The sequence below is a fragment of the Acinetobacter sp. Ac_3412 genome, from assembly GCF_013072675.1.
Taxonomy (GTDB): domain Bacteria; phylum Pseudomonadota; class Gammaproteobacteria; order Pseudomonadales; family Moraxellaceae; genus Acinetobacter; species Acinetobacter higginsii.
Genome location: NZ_LXUJ01000007.1, coordinates 170,026 through 186,143, shown reverse-complemented (window position 1 = coordinate 186,143; position 16,118 = coordinate 170,026). Strand labels below are relative to the sequence as shown.

Annotated in this window: 14 protein-coding genes; 6 read left to right on the top strand and 8 right to left on the bottom strand. The window is 40.0% G+C overall.

Annotated elements, in window-relative coordinates; all coding sequences use genetic code 11:
- The first annotated feature begins 16 nt into the window (after nt 1–16).
- Entirely contained in the window at nt 17–469 is a 453-nt protein-coding gene (locus A7P54_RS04270) for an Mpo1-like protein (protein ID WP_004654035.1), read from the top strand.
- A 40-nt stretch (nt 470–509) separates the two neighbouring features.
- On the opposite strand, the gene A7P54_RS04265 is transcribed toward A7P54_RS04270, so the two are convergent.
- A complete protein-coding gene (locus A7P54_RS04265) occupies nt 510–977 on the bottom strand; it encodes a DUF3465 domain-containing protein (RefSeq protein WP_171548762.1) in 468 nt (155 codons plus the stop codon).
- 79 nt (nt 978–1,056) lie between these two features.
- Nucleotides 1,057–2,472 (bottom strand): Si-specific NAD(P)(+) transhydrogenase, encoded by a 1,416-nt coding sequence (gene sthA, locus A7P54_RS04260; protein ID WP_004806376.1) that lies wholly within the window; start codon nt 2,470–2,472, stop codon nt 1,057–1,059.
- A gap of 189 nt (nt 2,473–2,661) precedes the next feature.
- Here sthA and lipA point away from each other — a divergent pair, with 189 nt between their 5' ends.
- Both lipA and A7P54_RS04250 read left to right on the top strand, forming a co-directional pair.
- Nucleotides 2,662–3,675 (top strand): lipoyl synthase, encoded by a 1,014-nt coding sequence (gene lipA / locus A7P54_RS04255; RefSeq protein ID WP_016539771.1) that lies wholly within the window; start codon nt 2,662–2,664, stop codon nt 3,673–3,675.
- A 373-nt stretch (nt 3,676–4,048) separates the two neighbouring features.
- Complete coding sequence (locus A7P54_RS04250; RefSeq protein WP_171548761.1) at nt 4,049–5,752, top strand: DUF4394 domain-containing protein; 1,704 nt, start codon at nt 4,049–4,051, stop codon at nt 5,750–5,752.
- Between the two features lie 56 nt (nt 5,753–5,808).
- On the opposite strand, the gene A7P54_RS04245 is transcribed toward A7P54_RS04250, so the two are convergent.
- From A7P54_RS04245 to A7P54_RS04235, 3 genes are all read right to left on the bottom strand, one after another.
- Entirely contained in the window at nt 5,809–6,915 is a 1,107-nt protein-coding gene (locus tag A7P54_RS04245; RefSeq protein WP_171548760.1) for a beta-ketoacyl-ACP synthase III, read from the bottom strand.
- A gap of 45 nt (nt 6,916–6,960) precedes the next feature.
- On the bottom strand, nt 6,961–10,815 hold the full coding sequence (hrpA, locus tag A7P54_RS04240) for an ATP-dependent RNA helicase HrpA (protein ID WP_171548759.1): 3,855 nt from the start codon (nt 10,813–10,815) through the stop codon (nt 6,961–6,963).
- Between the two features lie 137 nt (nt 10,816–10,952).
- Nucleotides 10,953–11,264, bottom strand: a complete 312-nt coding sequence (locus A7P54_RS04235; RefSeq protein ID WP_171548758.1) for a hypothetical protein — start codon at nt 11,262–11,264, stop codon at nt 10,953–10,955.
- A 480-nt stretch (nt 11,265–11,744) separates the two neighbouring features.
- Between A7P54_RS04235 and ahpC the strand changes: the two genes are divergently transcribed.
- Together ahpC and A7P54_RS04225 are read left to right on the top strand one after the other, a co-directional pair.
- Nucleotides 11,745–12,308, top strand: coding sequence for an alkyl hydroperoxide reductase subunit C (gene ahpC / locus A7P54_RS04230; protein ID WP_004654049.1), 564 nt, complete (start codon nt 11,745–11,747; stop codon nt 12,306–12,308).
- Nucleotides 12,309–12,561: 253 nt separating this feature from the next.
- Nucleotides 12,562–12,771 (top strand): KTSC domain-containing protein, encoded by a 210-nt coding sequence (locus A7P54_RS04225; RefSeq protein ID WP_003652651.1) that lies wholly within the window; start codon nt 12,562–12,564, stop codon nt 12,769–12,771.
- Between the two features lie 53 nt (nt 12,772–12,824).
- Here the strand turns inward: A7P54_RS04225 and A7P54_RS04220 are convergent, their stop codons facing one another.
- On the bottom strand, nt 12,825–14,018 hold the full coding sequence (locus A7P54_RS04220) for an alkane 1-monooxygenase (RefSeq protein ID WP_004806367.1): 1,194 nt from the start codon (nt 14,016–14,018) through the stop codon (nt 12,825–12,827).
- Between the two features lie 122 nt (nt 14,019–14,140).
- On the opposite strand from A7P54_RS04220, the gene A7P54_RS04215 reads away from it, so the two are divergent.
- A complete protein-coding gene (locus tag A7P54_RS04215) occupies nt 14,141–15,175 on the top strand; it encodes a helix-turn-helix domain-containing protein (RefSeq protein ID WP_171548757.1) in 1,035 nt (344 codons plus the stop codon).
- On the opposite strand, the gene A7P54_RS04210 is transcribed toward A7P54_RS04215, so the two are convergent.
- Both A7P54_RS04210 and A7P54_RS04205 read right to left on the bottom strand, forming a co-directional pair.
- The gene (locus A7P54_RS04210) at nt 15,167–15,754 is read right to left on the bottom strand and encodes a class I SAM-dependent methyltransferase (protein ID WP_171548756.1); all 588 of its coding nucleotides are present in this window, start codon (nt 15,752–15,754) and stop codon (nt 15,167–15,169) included. The genes A7P54_RS04215 and A7P54_RS04210 overlap by 9 nt on opposite strands.
- Nucleotides 15,755–15,794: 40 nt before the next feature.
- Nucleotides 15,795–16,013, bottom strand: coding sequence for a DUF1653 domain-containing protein (locus A7P54_RS04205; RefSeq protein WP_005204420.1), 219 nt, complete (start codon nt 16,011–16,013; stop codon nt 15,795–15,797).
- Nucleotides 16,014–16,118: the final 105 nt, after the last annotated feature.

The following is a 16,118-nucleotide window of genomic DNA, read 5'->3' as shown; positions in this document are numbered from 1 at the left end:
CTGCAAGGAGCGCGCTGTGAAATCGATTGACGAATGGTTTGATGAATATAGTGACAGCCACCAAAACCAAACCAACAAAAAAATCCACTGGGTCTGTGTTCCTGCCATTCTATTTTCTATTATTGGGATTCTGGCGCACTTTAGCACCTTACTCACCGCGCTATTGCTAGTTTTAACTTTGGTGTTTTATGCACGCCTGGACATCGTACTTGCAATTGCAATGGCTGCTTTATTAGCCGTCATGGCGTGGCTAATTGTAATCCTACCTGTAGGTGTTGGATTCTATATCGGTGTTTTTGTGATTGCGTGGATCGGACAATTTTACGGGCATAAAGTTGAAGGTAAGAAGCCTTCATTCTTTAAAGACTTGCAATTCCTTCTGATTGGCCCTGTATGGTGCATGGACGCTTATTTAGCTAAAGTCCTACCTAAATGGAAACTTCGTCAAAAATCAGCGATTACAAGCTAATTTAGTGCACATCTTGCAAGCAACCAGCCAAGGGAAACTGCTATTGATAGATTTTCCCTTGGTATTTCAACCAACCATCGATGTGTTTTCCACGCGGATCATGATGAGTCCAATGAATCACTCCACCTTTTTGGCTGTATTCATATTCACCAAAAAACTCAACTGTATCGCCTTTTTTCAACCCTTCGACTCTTGGGGCTAAATCAATGTTGTGTGCGATCAATACGGTTAAACCATTCTCCAGTTTAAGAATCATTTTCTGATGTCTTGAACCTTCATTGTCATCTGGCAAAATCGCTTTCACAACACCTTGTGCTTGAACTTGCACATTACTGCGCTGCTGTTGATAGGCTTGCATGATCTTGTGCTGATCATCCACAGAAACATTGCTATTTGTAGTCGGTGATAGACTGCTTGTATTTTGTTTTTGCTTTAAATCAAAGCCGAAATAAGCTGCGATCAACACAATGATCGCAATAATGATCAGATTATTTTTTTGAGTTTTCATACTTACCTTTTATCAGACGCAAAATAGCAAAATGCCAATCGAATTGATTGGCATTTTGATCATACAACGTCTATCACATTTAGAATAGTCGATTCATACCATTCAAAGCCGCAACACGATAGGCTTCAGCCATGGTTGGATAGTTGAATGTCGTTTCTACGAAATACTTCAAGGTATTGTTTGGGCTGTGCATCACCACTTGCCCAATGTGAATAATCTCTGCGGCATTGTTACCAAAACAGTGAATACCCAATACTTCTAAAGTATCACGATTGAACAGAATCTTTAATTCACCAACAGTATCACCAGTAATCTGTGCACGTGCCAAATGACGGAAAGAAGCCTGACCGACTTCATAAGGTACTTTCTCTTCAGTCAGTTCTTGCTCAGTCTTACCAATTGAAGAAATCTCTGGAATGGTATAAATACCTGTTGGTACATCACGGATTGGCTTCACATTCTTTTCGCCCACCATGTTTGCACCTGCGCAACGACCTTGGTCATACGCAGCTGAAGCGAGTGAAGGCCAACCAATCACATCACCTGCCGCATAAATATTTTCAGCTTCAGTTTGATATTGATCATTCACCATCAACTGACCACGACCATTCGGTACTAGACCTACATTTTCCAAACCTAAGCCATCGGTATTACCTGAACGGCCATTACACCATAAGATTGCATCTGCCTTGATCTTCTTACCGCTGAGTAAATGTAAGACCACATGATCATCAAAAGTTTCTAAACGATCAATTTGCTCATTGTGACGAATCAATACACCTTGTTCACGTAAGTGATATGACAATGCATCGGCAATTTCATCATCAAGGTAGCTTAAAAGCTTTTGCTGAGTGTTGATCAAATCAACTTTATGATCAAGTCCAATAAAAATAGAAGCGTATTCACAACCAATTACGCCCGCACCATAAATGATGATTTTTTGGATAGAATAATCAAGATCAAGAATCTTGTCCGAATCAAATACGCGCGGATGATTAAAATCTAAACCTTTCGGTTGGTATGGACGGCTACCTGTTGCAATCACGATTTGCTTGCAAATAATGGTATCTTTGATGCCATCCTGACCAAAAATCAGCACGGTGTTTTTATCTTGGATATACGCGCGACCGTGGAAAACTTCGATTTTATTGCGATCATAAAAACGTGTATGCGTATCAACTTGCTGCTGAATGACTTTATGCGCATTGCGTAGTACCTGTTTCATGGTGAATTGTTTCCACTCACCTACTTTTTGAAACATTGGGTCACGTTGATAACGAATAATACTTGAAACTGTTTGACGTAAAGCTTTACTTGGAATTGTGCCTACGTGTGCACAGTTACCACCGAGTTGATCACGAACATCAACGATTGCAACACGTTTACCTGCTTTTGCAAGCTTCATTGCCGCGCCTTCGCCAGCTGGGCCAGAACCGAGAATTACTGCATCATATTTAACAATATTCCCACCAACGACCTCTTTCTTACGTGGCATTCAAAGCTCCTTTGTCTCTTAACCGTTTTGCTATATATATGATAACCAATATGCAGCCAGATGATGTATTTCACAACTATATATTTTTATATATTTACATTTTCAAAATGAATACCACTTTTCATGCTTTATTACGGTAAATTTGACTATAATAACAGGATATCTCAAGTCAAAGGCTGTAGAAATTATATGTCTGAACACCGTAAACCTGAACAGGGTATAAAACTTCGTGGCGCGGAAAAAGTCGCGAGAATTCCTGTAAAAGTTATCCCTACGGTTGAAGTACCTCGCAAACCTGACTGGATTCGAGTCAAGATGACCGCTCCAGAAGAAGTTCAGCGTATCAAAACAACCTTGCGCTCGCAAAAGCTACATACCGTATGTGAAGAAGCGGCTTGTCCCAACCTACCAGAATGTTTCGGTGGTGGTACAGCAACTTTCATGATCATGGGTGATATCTGTACCCGTCGCTGTCCATTCTGTGACGTTGCACATGGTCGTCCAAATGCTTTAGATCCAGATGAACCACGCCACATGGCAGAAACCATTTCCAATCTTGGCCTCAAATATGCCGTGATTACCTCGGTTGACCGTGACGACCTTTTGGATGGTGGTGCGCAACACTTCGTTGATTGTATCAAAGAAGCCCGTGCATTAAGCCCAAAAACCCTATTGGAAATTCTGGTGCCTGACTTCCGTGGTCGTATGGACATTGCCTTACGCATCATGACTGAATGTCCGCCAGATGTATTCAACCACAACATTGAAACTGTGCCACGTTTATATAAAGCGATGCGTCCAGGTTCTGATTATCAGCACTCTTTAACGCTGTTAAAAATGTTTAAAGAATACTGCCCTGATGTCCCAACCAAATGTGGTTTGATGGTCGGTATCGGTGAAACTGAAGAAGAAGTGATTGCCCTACTCGATGATCTTAGAGCACATGATGTTGACTACATTACCATTGGTCAATATCTACAGCCATCTAAGCAACATGCGCCGATTGACCGCTTTGTTACACCAGAAGAGTTTGAACGCTATGCTGAACATGGCCGTAAACTTGGTTTTAGAAATATCTGGTCTGCGCCAATGGTTCGCTCAAGCTACTTTGCTGATCGCCAATACCATGGTGAACCTGTTCCAGCGGTACGCCGTAAAGTTGATCCCGCCAAGAAAATTGCCGTTCAAGCAATTGAAGCTTAGGCTTCAATAAATAAAGAGAGAATTCTAATATTCTCTCTTTTTTTATATCTCAGAATCCAAGTTTCAATAAACTTAAGTATAAAAATAGACTTTCTTATTGGCCGTGAAATAAGTGTGAATAATTACAACTCAAAACCCAACTACCAAAAAATCATATAAAAACATTAGTTTACTTCAACCAAACCCCTCTATATCCTGATTAGACCGAATACAAGGTTTTTAAATCGTACATTTAAAGAATAAAGCCAAAATTTTTATTTAAGGCCAACCAACTAGGCCATTCAATGACAAGAAGCTCAACGTTTTGTAAATAACAAGGAACGCATCTACAAAGCTTCTTATAACCAAAATATATTAATCAGGATCCAAAACAATGAAGAAGAAAGTATTCACACTAACCGCGACAATACTGGGAAGCTTAATATTATTAGGCTGTAATAACGATTCAAACAATGACTCCGAGACAGTGAATGCCAACACTGGCGATACTTTAATTTTGACCAACAATGGGATGATCAGTTCAATAGACCGCATGGCACCAAACACAATTGTCTCAAATATTAAAATTACAGGTTTACAATCTGGCGATGAACTTGTTGGAATTGATTATCGCCCCAAAGATAGCAAGCTTTACGCAATTGGTTTACTGGGAAATATTTATACACTCAACCCCGCTACTGGCGTTGCCACATTTGTTAAAGCTCTCATTGCAGATCCAACAGATACCATAGATGGGAATACACCATTTACAAAAATTTTAGGTGAAGCAAATCTCATCACGGTGAATTTCAATCCAGTCGCTGACCGCTTAAGAGTAATGACCAATACTGGACAAAATCTTCGAATTAATGTTGATACAGGCACAACAATTACTGACGGTGCAATTAATTTAGCAGAGAGTAGCCCTGCTATTGTTGCAGGTGCATATACCAATGCATTTGCAGGAACAGCCTCCACCAAGCTTTACAGCATTGACCAAAATTCAGATCGAATTTATTTACAAAATGCCAATGCAGGTACACTTGGAAGTTCAGCAGCACTTGGCGCAGATATCAATACCAACGGTGGTGGTGGTTTTGATATAGATCCAGTCAACAATATCGGATTTGCTGCGCTAAAACTTGTATCTGGAACATACAAATTCTACCAACTTAACCTTGCTAATATTGGTACGAGCAATGATGCAATTTTTGCAACGAGTGATTTAGATACAAGTTTTAATAGCATGGGAATTCGTGGAATTGCTTTAAAAAGAGCCACCGACTCAACAGCTCAAGGCTTTGGTTTAACCGCAAATAATAAGTTGTTAAGTTTCGCTTTAAGCAACCCAAATTCAGTCGTTGAAAAAAATTTAAACGGTCTGCTCGTTGATGAAAGATTTATTGGTATTGACTACCGTTTAAGAACATCAACAGAAAATTCAGGCAAGTTGTACGGACTTACCAATAAAGCAAACGTGTATACCATTAATACTGATTCTGGTTTAGCAAGCTTAGTCACCACCTTAAAACCAGCGGCAGGCAGTGGTTTTACAACGTTACAAGGCACGAGCTTTGCAGTTGATTTCAATCCAACAGCCGATCGTCTCCGTGTAATTAGCGATACAGGGCAAAACTTACGAATAAATGTTGATACAGGCGATACGATTAAAGATGGTGATATCAATGGAGCTTCGGGTGTAAAAGTAACAGCGGCAGCGTACACAAATAGCTTTAAAACACCTGTAGCTATGCTGAGCACAGAGCTTTTTGATTTAGATCAAAGCAACAAAACTCTCGCGAAACAAAACCTTCCAAATAATGGAACACTAAATTTCATTGGAAATTTAGGCATTGATCTTGGCATGGATAATGGTTTTGATATTGCAGGTGGGGACAATGGTTATGCCCTTGCTACAGTTTCAAGTGGATCGGGAGCATCCATCCTCTATCGTATCGATTTAAATAGCGATACAACGATTACAACACCGCGTGCAAGATTAGCCATTAATGTCGATGGCACACCAAACTTAGCTGCATCGAAAATTGGAAACGACTCAACAGCTCAAGTGATTGATTTAGCAATTTTATTTAAATGATCCTAATATAAAAAAACACCACAATTGTGGTGTTTTTTTATTGTGAACTTAAAAGCTTAAGCAATATGCTTTTGTACCATAATCGAACCGACCGAATAACCAGCCCCGAATGAAGAAATCACAGCATATTCGCCATCATTCACCTGCTCGCCTGTACGATGCATTGCGATAATGACCCCTGCAGATGAGGTATTGGCAAATTCATCTAAAATAATTGGGGCACGTTCTAAGTCAGCATCTTTCCCGACAACGAGTTTTAGAATCAGTTCATTCATATTGGCATTGGCTTGGTGTAACCAGAAGCGTTTGATTTGCTCAGCAGTTAATTCTAGCTTTTCCAATTGTGCGGTAATGATTTTCGCAACCAATGGGCATACTTCTTTAAAGACTTTACGACCGTCTTGACGGAATAGCTTATCGTCAACAACAGCATCTTCACTACGATTCAAGAAACCAAAGTTGTTACGAATATTATTTGAGAACTGAGTAAACAAATGGATATCTAAGATTTCATAACCAGATTTGGTTTCTGTTTCTTCAATAATTGATGCCGTCGCAACATCACCAAAAATAAAGTGTGCATCACGGGTACGATAATCTAAATGACCCGATGTAATTTCCACATTCAGCAGTAACACACGACGGGCACCACATTTCACGGCGTCATAAGCTTGCTTCAAACCAAATGTTGCAGCAGAACATGCCACATTCATGTCATAAGCATAACCTTGGATACCCAAAGCAGACTGGATTTCAATCGCAACTGCAGGATAGGCACGTTGCATATTTGAACACGCCAAAATTACAACATCGATATCTTCTGCGGTAACACCTGCATTTTCCATCGCTTGCTTAGCAGCAATAACGCCCCACTCCGCTTGAAGTGAAAGTTCATCATTACTACGCTCTTGCAAACGTGGACGCAAACGTGTCGGATCAAGAATACCTGATTTTTCGACCACATAACGGCGTTGAATGCCCGATGCTTTCTCGATAAATTCAGGGCTTGAACCACGAAGTGCTTCAATTTCGCCAGCTTCAATTTGCGCTGCGTTATCTTGGTTATACTGTTCTACATAAGCATTTAAACTTTCAACCAATTCTTCATTGGAAATAGATTCGGTTGGGTGGAATAAACCTGTACCTGTTATACGGATGCCCATGTAAAACTCCTGTAAAGAATGCTTCTAACTTTCATATTTCTCAGTTTAACCGATTGCTAATCGATCCCATAGTTTTTGTAATCTAGTTGGTGAAATAGGCAGCTTTGTTTTCATCGGCTGAGAAAACAAAGAAATTCTAAATTCTTCCAACATCAAATACAGTTCTTTGATTTTAGGATCATTTTTAAATTTAAATACTTTGTCCATCCATGGATCGACATCATCAATTGCAGCAAGGTCTCGTTGTAGATTATTGGGCAAACGATCTAAACGCAATAGCAGCGCTTTTAAATAACGCGGGTATTCCTGCCAAATTTCAGCAGGACGGCTATAAACAAAGTTTGCTAATGACATTAAATCAAGTTGATCTTCAATATCATCCACACTTCGACCAAAGATGCTTTGATCCAACACCAATAACTCACGGCGGATCTGCTGCCATTGGGTAAATATTTCAGTTAAATCAGTTAATGTCTGTTGACCATTTGCTAAAAATCGCTTTTTAGTTTCAGTGAGTAACTGCTGAAACTCAGCCGCATTTTTTGGTAGATCTTGAATTGAAACCTGCAAGGTTGCATAGACCAGCATTTGTTCCAGTTTTGCTCGATCACCCAATGGTGAATAAGCGAGAGCCAAGGGCTTGGAAATCTGCTTTTTCAATTGACGGATTAAATCCCCCAACTGCATATGCACCAGACAAATCAACCCTTCACGATGTTGCTTAATCGCTTCATCTTGATCATTAAAGGTTTGAATTACCACACCAGACTCGTCTTTTGCCTCAAGCTCTGCGAATGATTTTGTGGGTACCAGCGCTTGGTATTGCTTGATTACAACACCTGTTACTTTTTGCGATGCTTCGAATACAAAATTTTCAGGAAAGATCTGGAACTCACCTTGTTGCTGTTTGACTGGACGATGGGTTTCAACGCGACAACGTGCTTTCAACTCATCCAGATCACGCCCTTGTGCGATCAACTTGCCTTTTTCATCTACCACTTTAATAAACGGTATCAAATACTGATCAATACGCTCAAAAGAAAAATCTTTTTCCGTAATCTGCTCACCGCGCAAAGCAAACGCCAAATAGCTAAATAAATGTTCACGCAGATGAACTGCATCAATCCCCTGCATGAGCTTTTTCGCTGTATCTGGGATCGGCACCAAATTGCGACGCTTGTCTTTTGGTAATGCTTTTAATAAGGCTTCAATTAAATCCTGACGCCACCCTGGAATGCCCCATGACCACTGCTTTTCATCCACTTGCGGTAAAGCCTGCACTGGAATTTTAACGGTTGCACCATCTTCATCATGGCTCGGGTCAAAACGATAGCTAGCAGCAAGTCGCAGTTGTCCATTATGTAAATAATCTGGGAATTGTTGCGTCGTTGGACGATCATTCATCCATAACGCATCATCATCTACAAATAAATAACGCGGATGCTCTGACTCAATGGTTGCACGCCAATCTTCAAAACTGCTGCGACTGGCAATTTCTTCTGGCACTTTCGCTGCATAGAACTGGTAAATGGTCTCTTCATCCACCACCAAATCACGGCGACGTAATTTATCTTCAACCCGTTCAACTTCTTCAAGTTTGAGTAAGTTATGTTTTAAAAATGGCGGCGTAATACCTAAATGACCTGTCGTTAAGGCATCACGTAAAAAGATTTCATGTGCCGCAGCTTGATCCACTTTTTCAAAGTTAATCATTCGCTTTGGCTCAATGATTAAACCGAATAGCGATATTTGTGCATAGGCATTTACAATGCCCGCTTTTTTCGACCAATGAGGTTCAAAATAGTGATATTTCAATAAATCACGCGCAGCCAATAGAATCCATTCAGGATCAATTTTTGCCAAAGTCCTTAAATACACCTGAGAGGTTTCCACCATCTCAAATGCCATGACCCAAGCGGTATTGGTCTTGTGTAAGGTACTTGCAGGAAAAACTTTAGCCTTCTGTTGGCGCACCGCCATAAAGGTATTTCGTTCGTCTGTTTTATTCGCAATAAATGAAAGTAAGCCCGTGAGTAAGGCACGATGCAGGTTTTCATAATTGGCCGATTTTTCATTAAAACTGAGTTTTAAACCTTCTGCCAATTCAACCAGTTGCTGATGGGTTTGTTTCCATTCGCGAAGACGTAACCAACTTAAAAAGTGCTGGCGTGCAAATTGACGACGCTTATTTTCAGTTTGTGTTTCGGGACTGGTTTGCAGCGTATTCCAAAGTTTTAAATAGAATAAAAAGTCTGAGTCAGCTTCTTTAAACAGTGCATGCTTTTGATCTGCCTGCATTTGCTTGTCTGCAGGACGCTCACGTGGATCTTGAATGGCTAATGCACTGACAATAATCAGAGTTTCTTTGAGCACACCAAAATGAGCCCCGCCAACCAACATACGTGCTAAACGTGGGTCAATTGGCATACGCGCCATCATTTGACCGACTTTTGTTAAATCATTCTTACGTTCGTTTAATGCGCCTAACTCGACCAAGAGCTTCCGTCCGTCATTTACCAAACGGAAATCTGGTGGCTCAATAAAATCAAAATCTTCCAGATTACCTAAACCTAAGCTTTGCATTTGCAAAATAACAGAGGCCAAGTTAGTCCGTTTAATTTCAGGTTCAGTAAACTCAGGACGACTTAAAAAGTCTTCTTCACTGTATAGACGAATACATACACCCGCAGCAATACGACCACAGCGGCCTTTACGCTGGTTGGCTGCCGCCTGTGAGATTGCTTCAATCGGTAAGCGCTGCACCCGTGAACGGTAGTTATAACGCGAGATACGAGCAAAACCACTGTCAATCACATAGCGAATATTCGGCACCGTCAATGCAGTTTCAGCCACGTTGGTCGCAATAATAATGCGTCGACCTTTACCACTCGGACTAAAGATCTTTTGCTGTTCTGCTAGAGCCAAACGCGCATATAAAGGCAATACCTCAGTATGACGAGGACCATATTTTTGCAGCGTTTCCTGCAATTCACGGATTTCCTGCTCTGTACTGGCAAAAATTAAAATATCCGCATATTCAGGATGACCTTTTGCTTCAGCATCAGCAAAACACTCTTCTACTGCTTGTACTACAGCACGCGGTAAATTTTCTTCAAAATCATCAAACTCGTCGTCATCGCTACCGACAATACTCAGCTCAGAGATTGGACGATAACGTAGCTCGACAGGAAAGCTGCGACCTTCTACTTCAAAAATAGGCGCATCATAAAAATACTGGCTAAAACGGTTTACATCTAGCGTAGCCGAGGTCACGATGACTTTTAAATCAGGACGTTTTGGCAAAAGCTGCTTGAGATAGCCCATGATGAAGTCAATATTGAGTGAGCGTTCATGCGCTTCATCAATAATGATCGTATCGTATTTTGATAAAAAACGGTCATTGGTCAATTCAGCCAACAAAATACCATCGGTCATCAAACGGACGATCGAGTCTTGCGAGCCTTGCTCATTAAAACGAATCTTAAAACCAATTGATTCGCCAAGCTTCTCGCCCACTTCTTCCGCAATACGTTGTGAGACACTTCGAGCCGCCAATCGACGTGGCTGAGTATGACCAATCATCCCAGTGAGTCCACGACCTGCCAGCATCGCGATTTGTGGAAGCTGTGTGGTTTTACCAGAACCCGTTTCACCAGCAACAATAATCACCTGATGCTTTTGAATCGCTTCAATTAAACGGTCTGCATATTGGGTAACAGGCAGGTCTTGATTCAGTTTGATCTTGGGAACACGCGCTAAGCGTTGTTTTACCTTATGATTCGATTGTTGAATGAGTTTTTCGATTTCCGCTGTTTCTGTTTTTTTATCTTTGCGCAGTCGATTTAAACGGTGACGGTCACGAGCCATAACCAATTGATCTACATTTAAATGACTCTGCACTGAACAGCTTTCCTGAAAAATTAAATAATCGGCTATTTTACGCCTTAAACCCTTGCTATGCAAAGAAAGCTTTTCTAGACATTAGCCACCGCAGAGGCTTATCACTAAAAATTTAGGTCTTGAATCAAGTTAAATCATTACTCATCCAAGGCTGAAACAATAAAAATAGACCTTAGTTTTGATTCACTGACTTCGTTTGGATCAATATCAACAACAAGATTAAGAAAAGTCGAAACCTGTAACCAGTGCTGATAGCCTTTTCCTTTTAATACTTTGGGGACGAAAATAGCGCCTTCTCTTATTTCGTGCTGACTTTGTTTTGCATCCAATACAATCATCGAACATGAGAATAAATCAACTGCCTGACAATTTGGAATAAATATTGCGCCCTCTTTTGGGAGATAATTTTTTGCTTGTGTAACATTGACTAGACCATGATATGATTCCATTCCTTCACTCCTACCAAATAAACCCTGTATTTTTATAGCAACAAATCAATAATCTCATCAAACTAATTACTATTCTCCTTATCGTATTCGAGTTTTTCTTTTGTAAATCGATCTCAACAACTCAGGATCACGACCAGATAGCTTTCTAAATGAAACAGATACACGTAGAAAATTTAATCGTATATCTCCGTTTTTTATATAATTTTAGATTTTTTCAATTTTACCCTTGAATTTTGATGGCGTAGACTTCATGTTGTTATGCACATTAGTTCTGGATCTTTTGTCATGTTTGCTTCATCTCGATGCAGTCAAATAGGACAGATATTCTTGGGTGAAAGTCGTTTTTATTGAGTTATTCAATTTTCCGATTTTAGTCATGTAAAAATACTATTTCCCCAATAACTAAAAATTATTTATTCTTGACCTCGTAAACAAGTAAGGCGTTAGCCTCTCAATAAAACCTCAATCATGGAGACAATGATGAGCTTAATTAATACTGAAGTTAAACCATTTAAAGCGACTGCGTACCACAACGGTCAATTTGTTGACGTATCTGAAGCAGATCTTAAAGGCAAATGGTCTGTTGTATTCTTCTACCCAGCTGACTTCACATTCGTATGTCCAACTGAGTTAGGCGACCTTGCTGACAACTATGCTGAATTCCAAAAATTAGGCGTTGAAATCTATGGCGTGTCTACTGACACTCATTTCACGCACAAAGCTTGGCACGACACTTCAGAAGTTATTGGTAAAATCCAATACCCATTGATCGGTGACCCAACTTGGACACTTTCTAAAAACTTCGACGTATTAATCGAAGCTGCTGGTCTTGCTGACCGTGGTACTTTCGTAATCGATCCAGAAGGCAAAATCCAAATCGTTGAAATCAACGCTGGTGGTATCGGCCGTGATGCATCTGAACTTCTTCGTAAAGTTAAAGCTGCTCAATATGTTCACGCTCACCCAGGTGAAGTTTGCCCAGCTAAATGGAAAGAAGGCGAAGCTACGCTTGCTCCATCTATCGACTTAGTTGGTAAAATCTAATTCTTTAGATTAGACCAATAGGTTTGAAACCACCCTTTTTAGGGTGGTTTTTTTATTGATGATTTTTATTAATCCAAGTCCTATTTCACACTGAAAATATATAGCTAATTTTTTACAATTCTTATACTTATAAATTTATAGCAAGCTTCATTTATGAATTGTCAGACTGCCCCAGTTGGAGTACTGTCAAATTATGAAACAAAAGAGTTTTTATATATGTACTAAAAGATCAAACAAAAATAGGAGTCGCTATATGGAAAAATCTGTTGTTGTAACCTCTTGGAAATATGATGTTTCTTCACGCTATTTAAAAATTTTCTATAGCAATGGCTCAGGTGAGCTTTATCATCCCGTTCCAGAGTTTATTTACAATAATTTACTTCGCACCAATGATAAAACAGCCTTTGTGCATAAATATCTTGAGTTTGATCTGCATTTTAAACGCCTCTGTATTTCAGCATAGTCATAAAAGAATCAGCCCAATTGGGCTGATTTTCGTTGTATCTCACTTCAGCTTTAAGCAGCATCTTGCTGTTCAGCATATTTCTCTAACATCTTCTGTTTGGCTTCAGGATGGACATTTATTCTGTCCAAGTTCCCTTTATAGTGTTGCACCACTCGATCATCCATAATTTTTGACCACCACGATGGAATAAATGCTGGCAGAATCATGGCACCATAACCAGCAGGTAATTGTGGCGCATCTTGAAAGTGACGTAAAGTTTGGAAGCTTCGGGTCGGGTTAGCATGATGATCTGAATGACGTTGTAATTGATACAAGAACAAATTGGTCACGACATTATTATTGTTCCAGCTATGCTCTGGCAAAGTACGTTCATATTGGCCATTTTCTTTCTTTGCACGCTTTAAACCATAATGTTCAATATAATTTACTGATTCAAACAAGGTAATCGCATAAGCTGCTTGCGTGACTTGGAATGGGACTGAACGCATACCAAATTTGCTAAACATGGCAGCATGATATACAGCAGACATCGCCCAGCCATGAATTAACTCATTTTCCTTACAGAGGAAAGGCAGTTTCTTACGTTCTAAACGGTTTTTCTCAATTTCGATCGCCGATTTAAAGCTGCCAATCACGGTACGCGGTAAAAACTTCCAAAAGCTTTCGCCAAATTGTGAAGATGCTGGATCTTCAGGTGTTGCAACGCGACGGTGGTGTCCATACGGGTGTTCAATACGGAAATGGTTATAACCTGATGGTGCTAAAGCCAAATGCGAAAGATAATGCTCTAAACGTCCGCTCTTATGGCTCAGTTCATGTGCAGTATTAATGGCAATTCCATTGACCATGCCCACCAAAGTTCCTAATAAGACTTGATCTGCAACTGGGGTGTCTTTACGACTGGCTAAATAGGCCCCATAAATATTGGTCGCATATTGTAATGGAATAAAAAGTTTAACAATTCGAGCGTAATACGGATCAGCTTCTAAATCTGCAATTGCATCTAATGGCGGGTTTTCGGTGTCTTCACCAATCAATTTATCCAATGTCGGAATAACGCCATGAATAAATAATGGCCCAAATGAAGCAAAGAACTTTTTCGTTTTTTTAGGACCAAACTGATAGCCCGCCAAACCACCCATTGCAATGGTCGGTACAGCCAAACCCAATAGCCATAAATGACGTTTTTTATCCTTAAATGTTGTTGTCGCTTGCTCGACATCCAGTTGAGTATGCATATTCATTAGAAATTCCTCAATCAAACACAAAATGTTTTGCTTGAATTGATTGTGTCCCTTCACTGCCCCTCTATATTATCATTTTAAGACTTGCTATTATCATTTTAAGACTTTACTGAGTTTTTCTTGTGCAAAAGCAACAGATCCCGGTTATCCCATCACGTTATTATTTACGACTGATTGAAATTTTAATCGGTACACATCAATACGATAATGATTTGTTGATGGCTGTGCAGCAAGAACTGGCAAAAACAGAATTATTATCGATTCAGCAAATTGAACAATTCATTGAAATTGGTTTAAGTCTGCCCAATACTCAAGACTTGGCCTTTGAACTGGGCAAAAATATCAAACTCAGCTCACATAGTCTCGTCGGCTATGCACTCATGACCAGCCCTAATCTGGAACATGCACTTAGGCTGATTGCACAATATTTTAGACTGATTATGCCCAGTTTTAAGCTCAGCATTCAGTTTCCAGCAGGCTCACAAAAAGTTGAACTGTTATTTGAACCAATTTTGCAGATGAATAAGCAATGTTTGGCCTTTCATATTGAAGCGATTGCGGTAGCGTTCTACTACAGCCTATTAGAATTGGCAGGTCAGCAACTACAACGCTACCAAGTCTATTTGAGTGTTCCAGAGCCGAGCTATCAAGAACGTTATTTATCCTTAGTGAAAGCCAATTTCCACTTTAACTATACTTGGCTTTCAGGTATCCGTGTGGTGATTGATCAGCAGCAATTGGCACTCCCCTTACCTTTGGCGGATGCACATAGTTTAAAAATAGTTGAACAACGCTGTCAGGAACAAATCCAGAAGATCTATCATCAAGGAGAAATTGTGGAATGGGTCAGCATGATGTTACGACAAGCTAATCAAGTCCCAACCCTCATGGAATGTGCCAAAGTCTTAAATATTTCCACTAAAACCTTGCAACGCTATTTGCAGCAACAAGGTGTGGAATTTCAAGCGTTAAAGCAGCAGATCAGCACTGAGCGTGCGATTGAGTTATTAGAAAATTCTAGCTTTACCATTACCCATATTGCCTATGAGCTGGGTTATTCTAATCCTGCCAATTTCACCCGTGCATTTAATAAAGTGATTGGCTGTAGCCCTCAAGCATATCGACTACACCATCAAAGTAAAATCAATTCACTTTAACACCACCATACATAAACCTGCACCAATCGGCAGAATGGTACTCATGTAATCTTCATCATCTTTGATCAGTTCGAGGAATTCCTTCACCTCTGCTGCATGAGAAATCACATTATCAACAATTAAAGTACTTCCCGAAGACTGCAATAAACGCTTTAAGTCTTGCCAGTAGCTCACATAACTACCACGTTCAGCATCCAGTAGAATCAAATCATAAGGTTCAGTCGCTTGGGCCAGATAATCAGCAGCATCCCCCACCCAAAAATCAATAAACGGCTCTAAGCCAAATTCTTCCGCATATTTTTTTGCTTGCGCACTGCGAAAGGCATTAATTTCTAGGGTTTGTACAGCCCCACCGACGCTTTTACCTGCTTCTGCCAACCAAAGGGTTGAATAACCTGTCGAGGTGCCAATTTCTAAAATCCGCTTAGATCGTTGAGTACGAACCAACATCGCAAGTAGCTTAGCTGACTCAGCTTCAATATTTCGGTAGCGTCTTAAACGATCAGACTGTCGAGCATCATGTTGTTTAAACTCATCATATAAATCAGAGATACGTTTTAAAAATACAGTGCTGGTCATATCTGATCCCCCAACTACGCTTATGCAAAGTGTATTGAATTTAAGTCGTTTGTATTAGTTTAAAGCGTGGCAGAATTTGACCATCATCGAGCTGAACGGTTTCGCTAAACATTGCCAATGGACGTACCCACATTGAGTAATCACCATATAAGCATTGATAGACCACCAATTCCTCTTCGGTTTCACTATGACGAGCCACATTAAACACTTGATACAGCTGACCTTTATAGTGTTGATAAATGCCACGTTGTAAGGTCATATTACTTACCCTTTATTTATGCCACGAAATGATTGCAGTTATATAACAACTTTGATTGTACTCAAATTTTTTGTGAAAGAAATCTTCAAAAAATAGTAAATTCAT

Excerpts from the sequence above, each read along its gene's own strand:
- A7P54_RS04265 (WP_171548762.1), bottom strand. The coding sequence starts at position 977 with ATGAAAACTCAAAAAAATAATCTGATCATTATTGCGATCATTGTGTTG.
- sthA (WP_004806376.1), bottom strand. The coding sequence starts at position 2,472 with ATGCCACGTAAGAAAGAGGTCGTTGGTGGGAATATTGTTAAATATGAT.
- lipA (WP_016539771.1), top strand. The coding sequence starts at position 2,662 with ATGTCTGAACACCGTAAACCTGAACAGGGTATAAAACTTCGTGGCGCG.
- A7P54_RS04250 (WP_171548761.1), top strand. The coding sequence starts at position 4,049 with ATGAAGAAGAAAGTATTCACACTAACCGCGACAATACTGGGAAGCTTA.
- A7P54_RS04245 (WP_171548760.1), bottom strand. The coding sequence starts at position 6,915 with ATGGGCATCCGTATAACAGGTACAGGTTTATTCCACCCAACCGAATCT.
- A7P54_RS04235 (WP_171548758.1), bottom strand. The coding sequence starts at position 11,264 with ATGGAATCATATCATGGTCTAGTCAATGTTACACAAGCAAAAAATTAT.
- ahpC (WP_004654049.1), top strand. The coding sequence starts at position 11,745 with ATGAGCTTAATTAATACTGAAGTTAAACCATTTAAAGCGACTGCGTAC.
- A7P54_RS04225 (WP_003652651.1), top strand. The coding sequence starts at position 12,562 with ATGGAAAAATCTGTTGTTGTAACCTCTTGGAAATATGATGTTTCTTCA.
- A7P54_RS04220 (WP_004806367.1), bottom strand. The coding sequence starts at position 14,018 with ATGAATATGCATACTCAACTGGATGTCGAGCAAGCGACAACAACATTT.
- A7P54_RS04210 (WP_171548756.1), bottom strand. The coding sequence starts at position 15,754 with ATGACCAGCACTGTATTTTTAAAACGTATCTCTGATTTATATGATGAG.
- A7P54_RS04205 (WP_005204420.1), bottom strand. The coding sequence starts at position 16,013 with ATGACCTTACAACGTGGCATTTATCAACACTATAAAGGTCAGCTGTAT.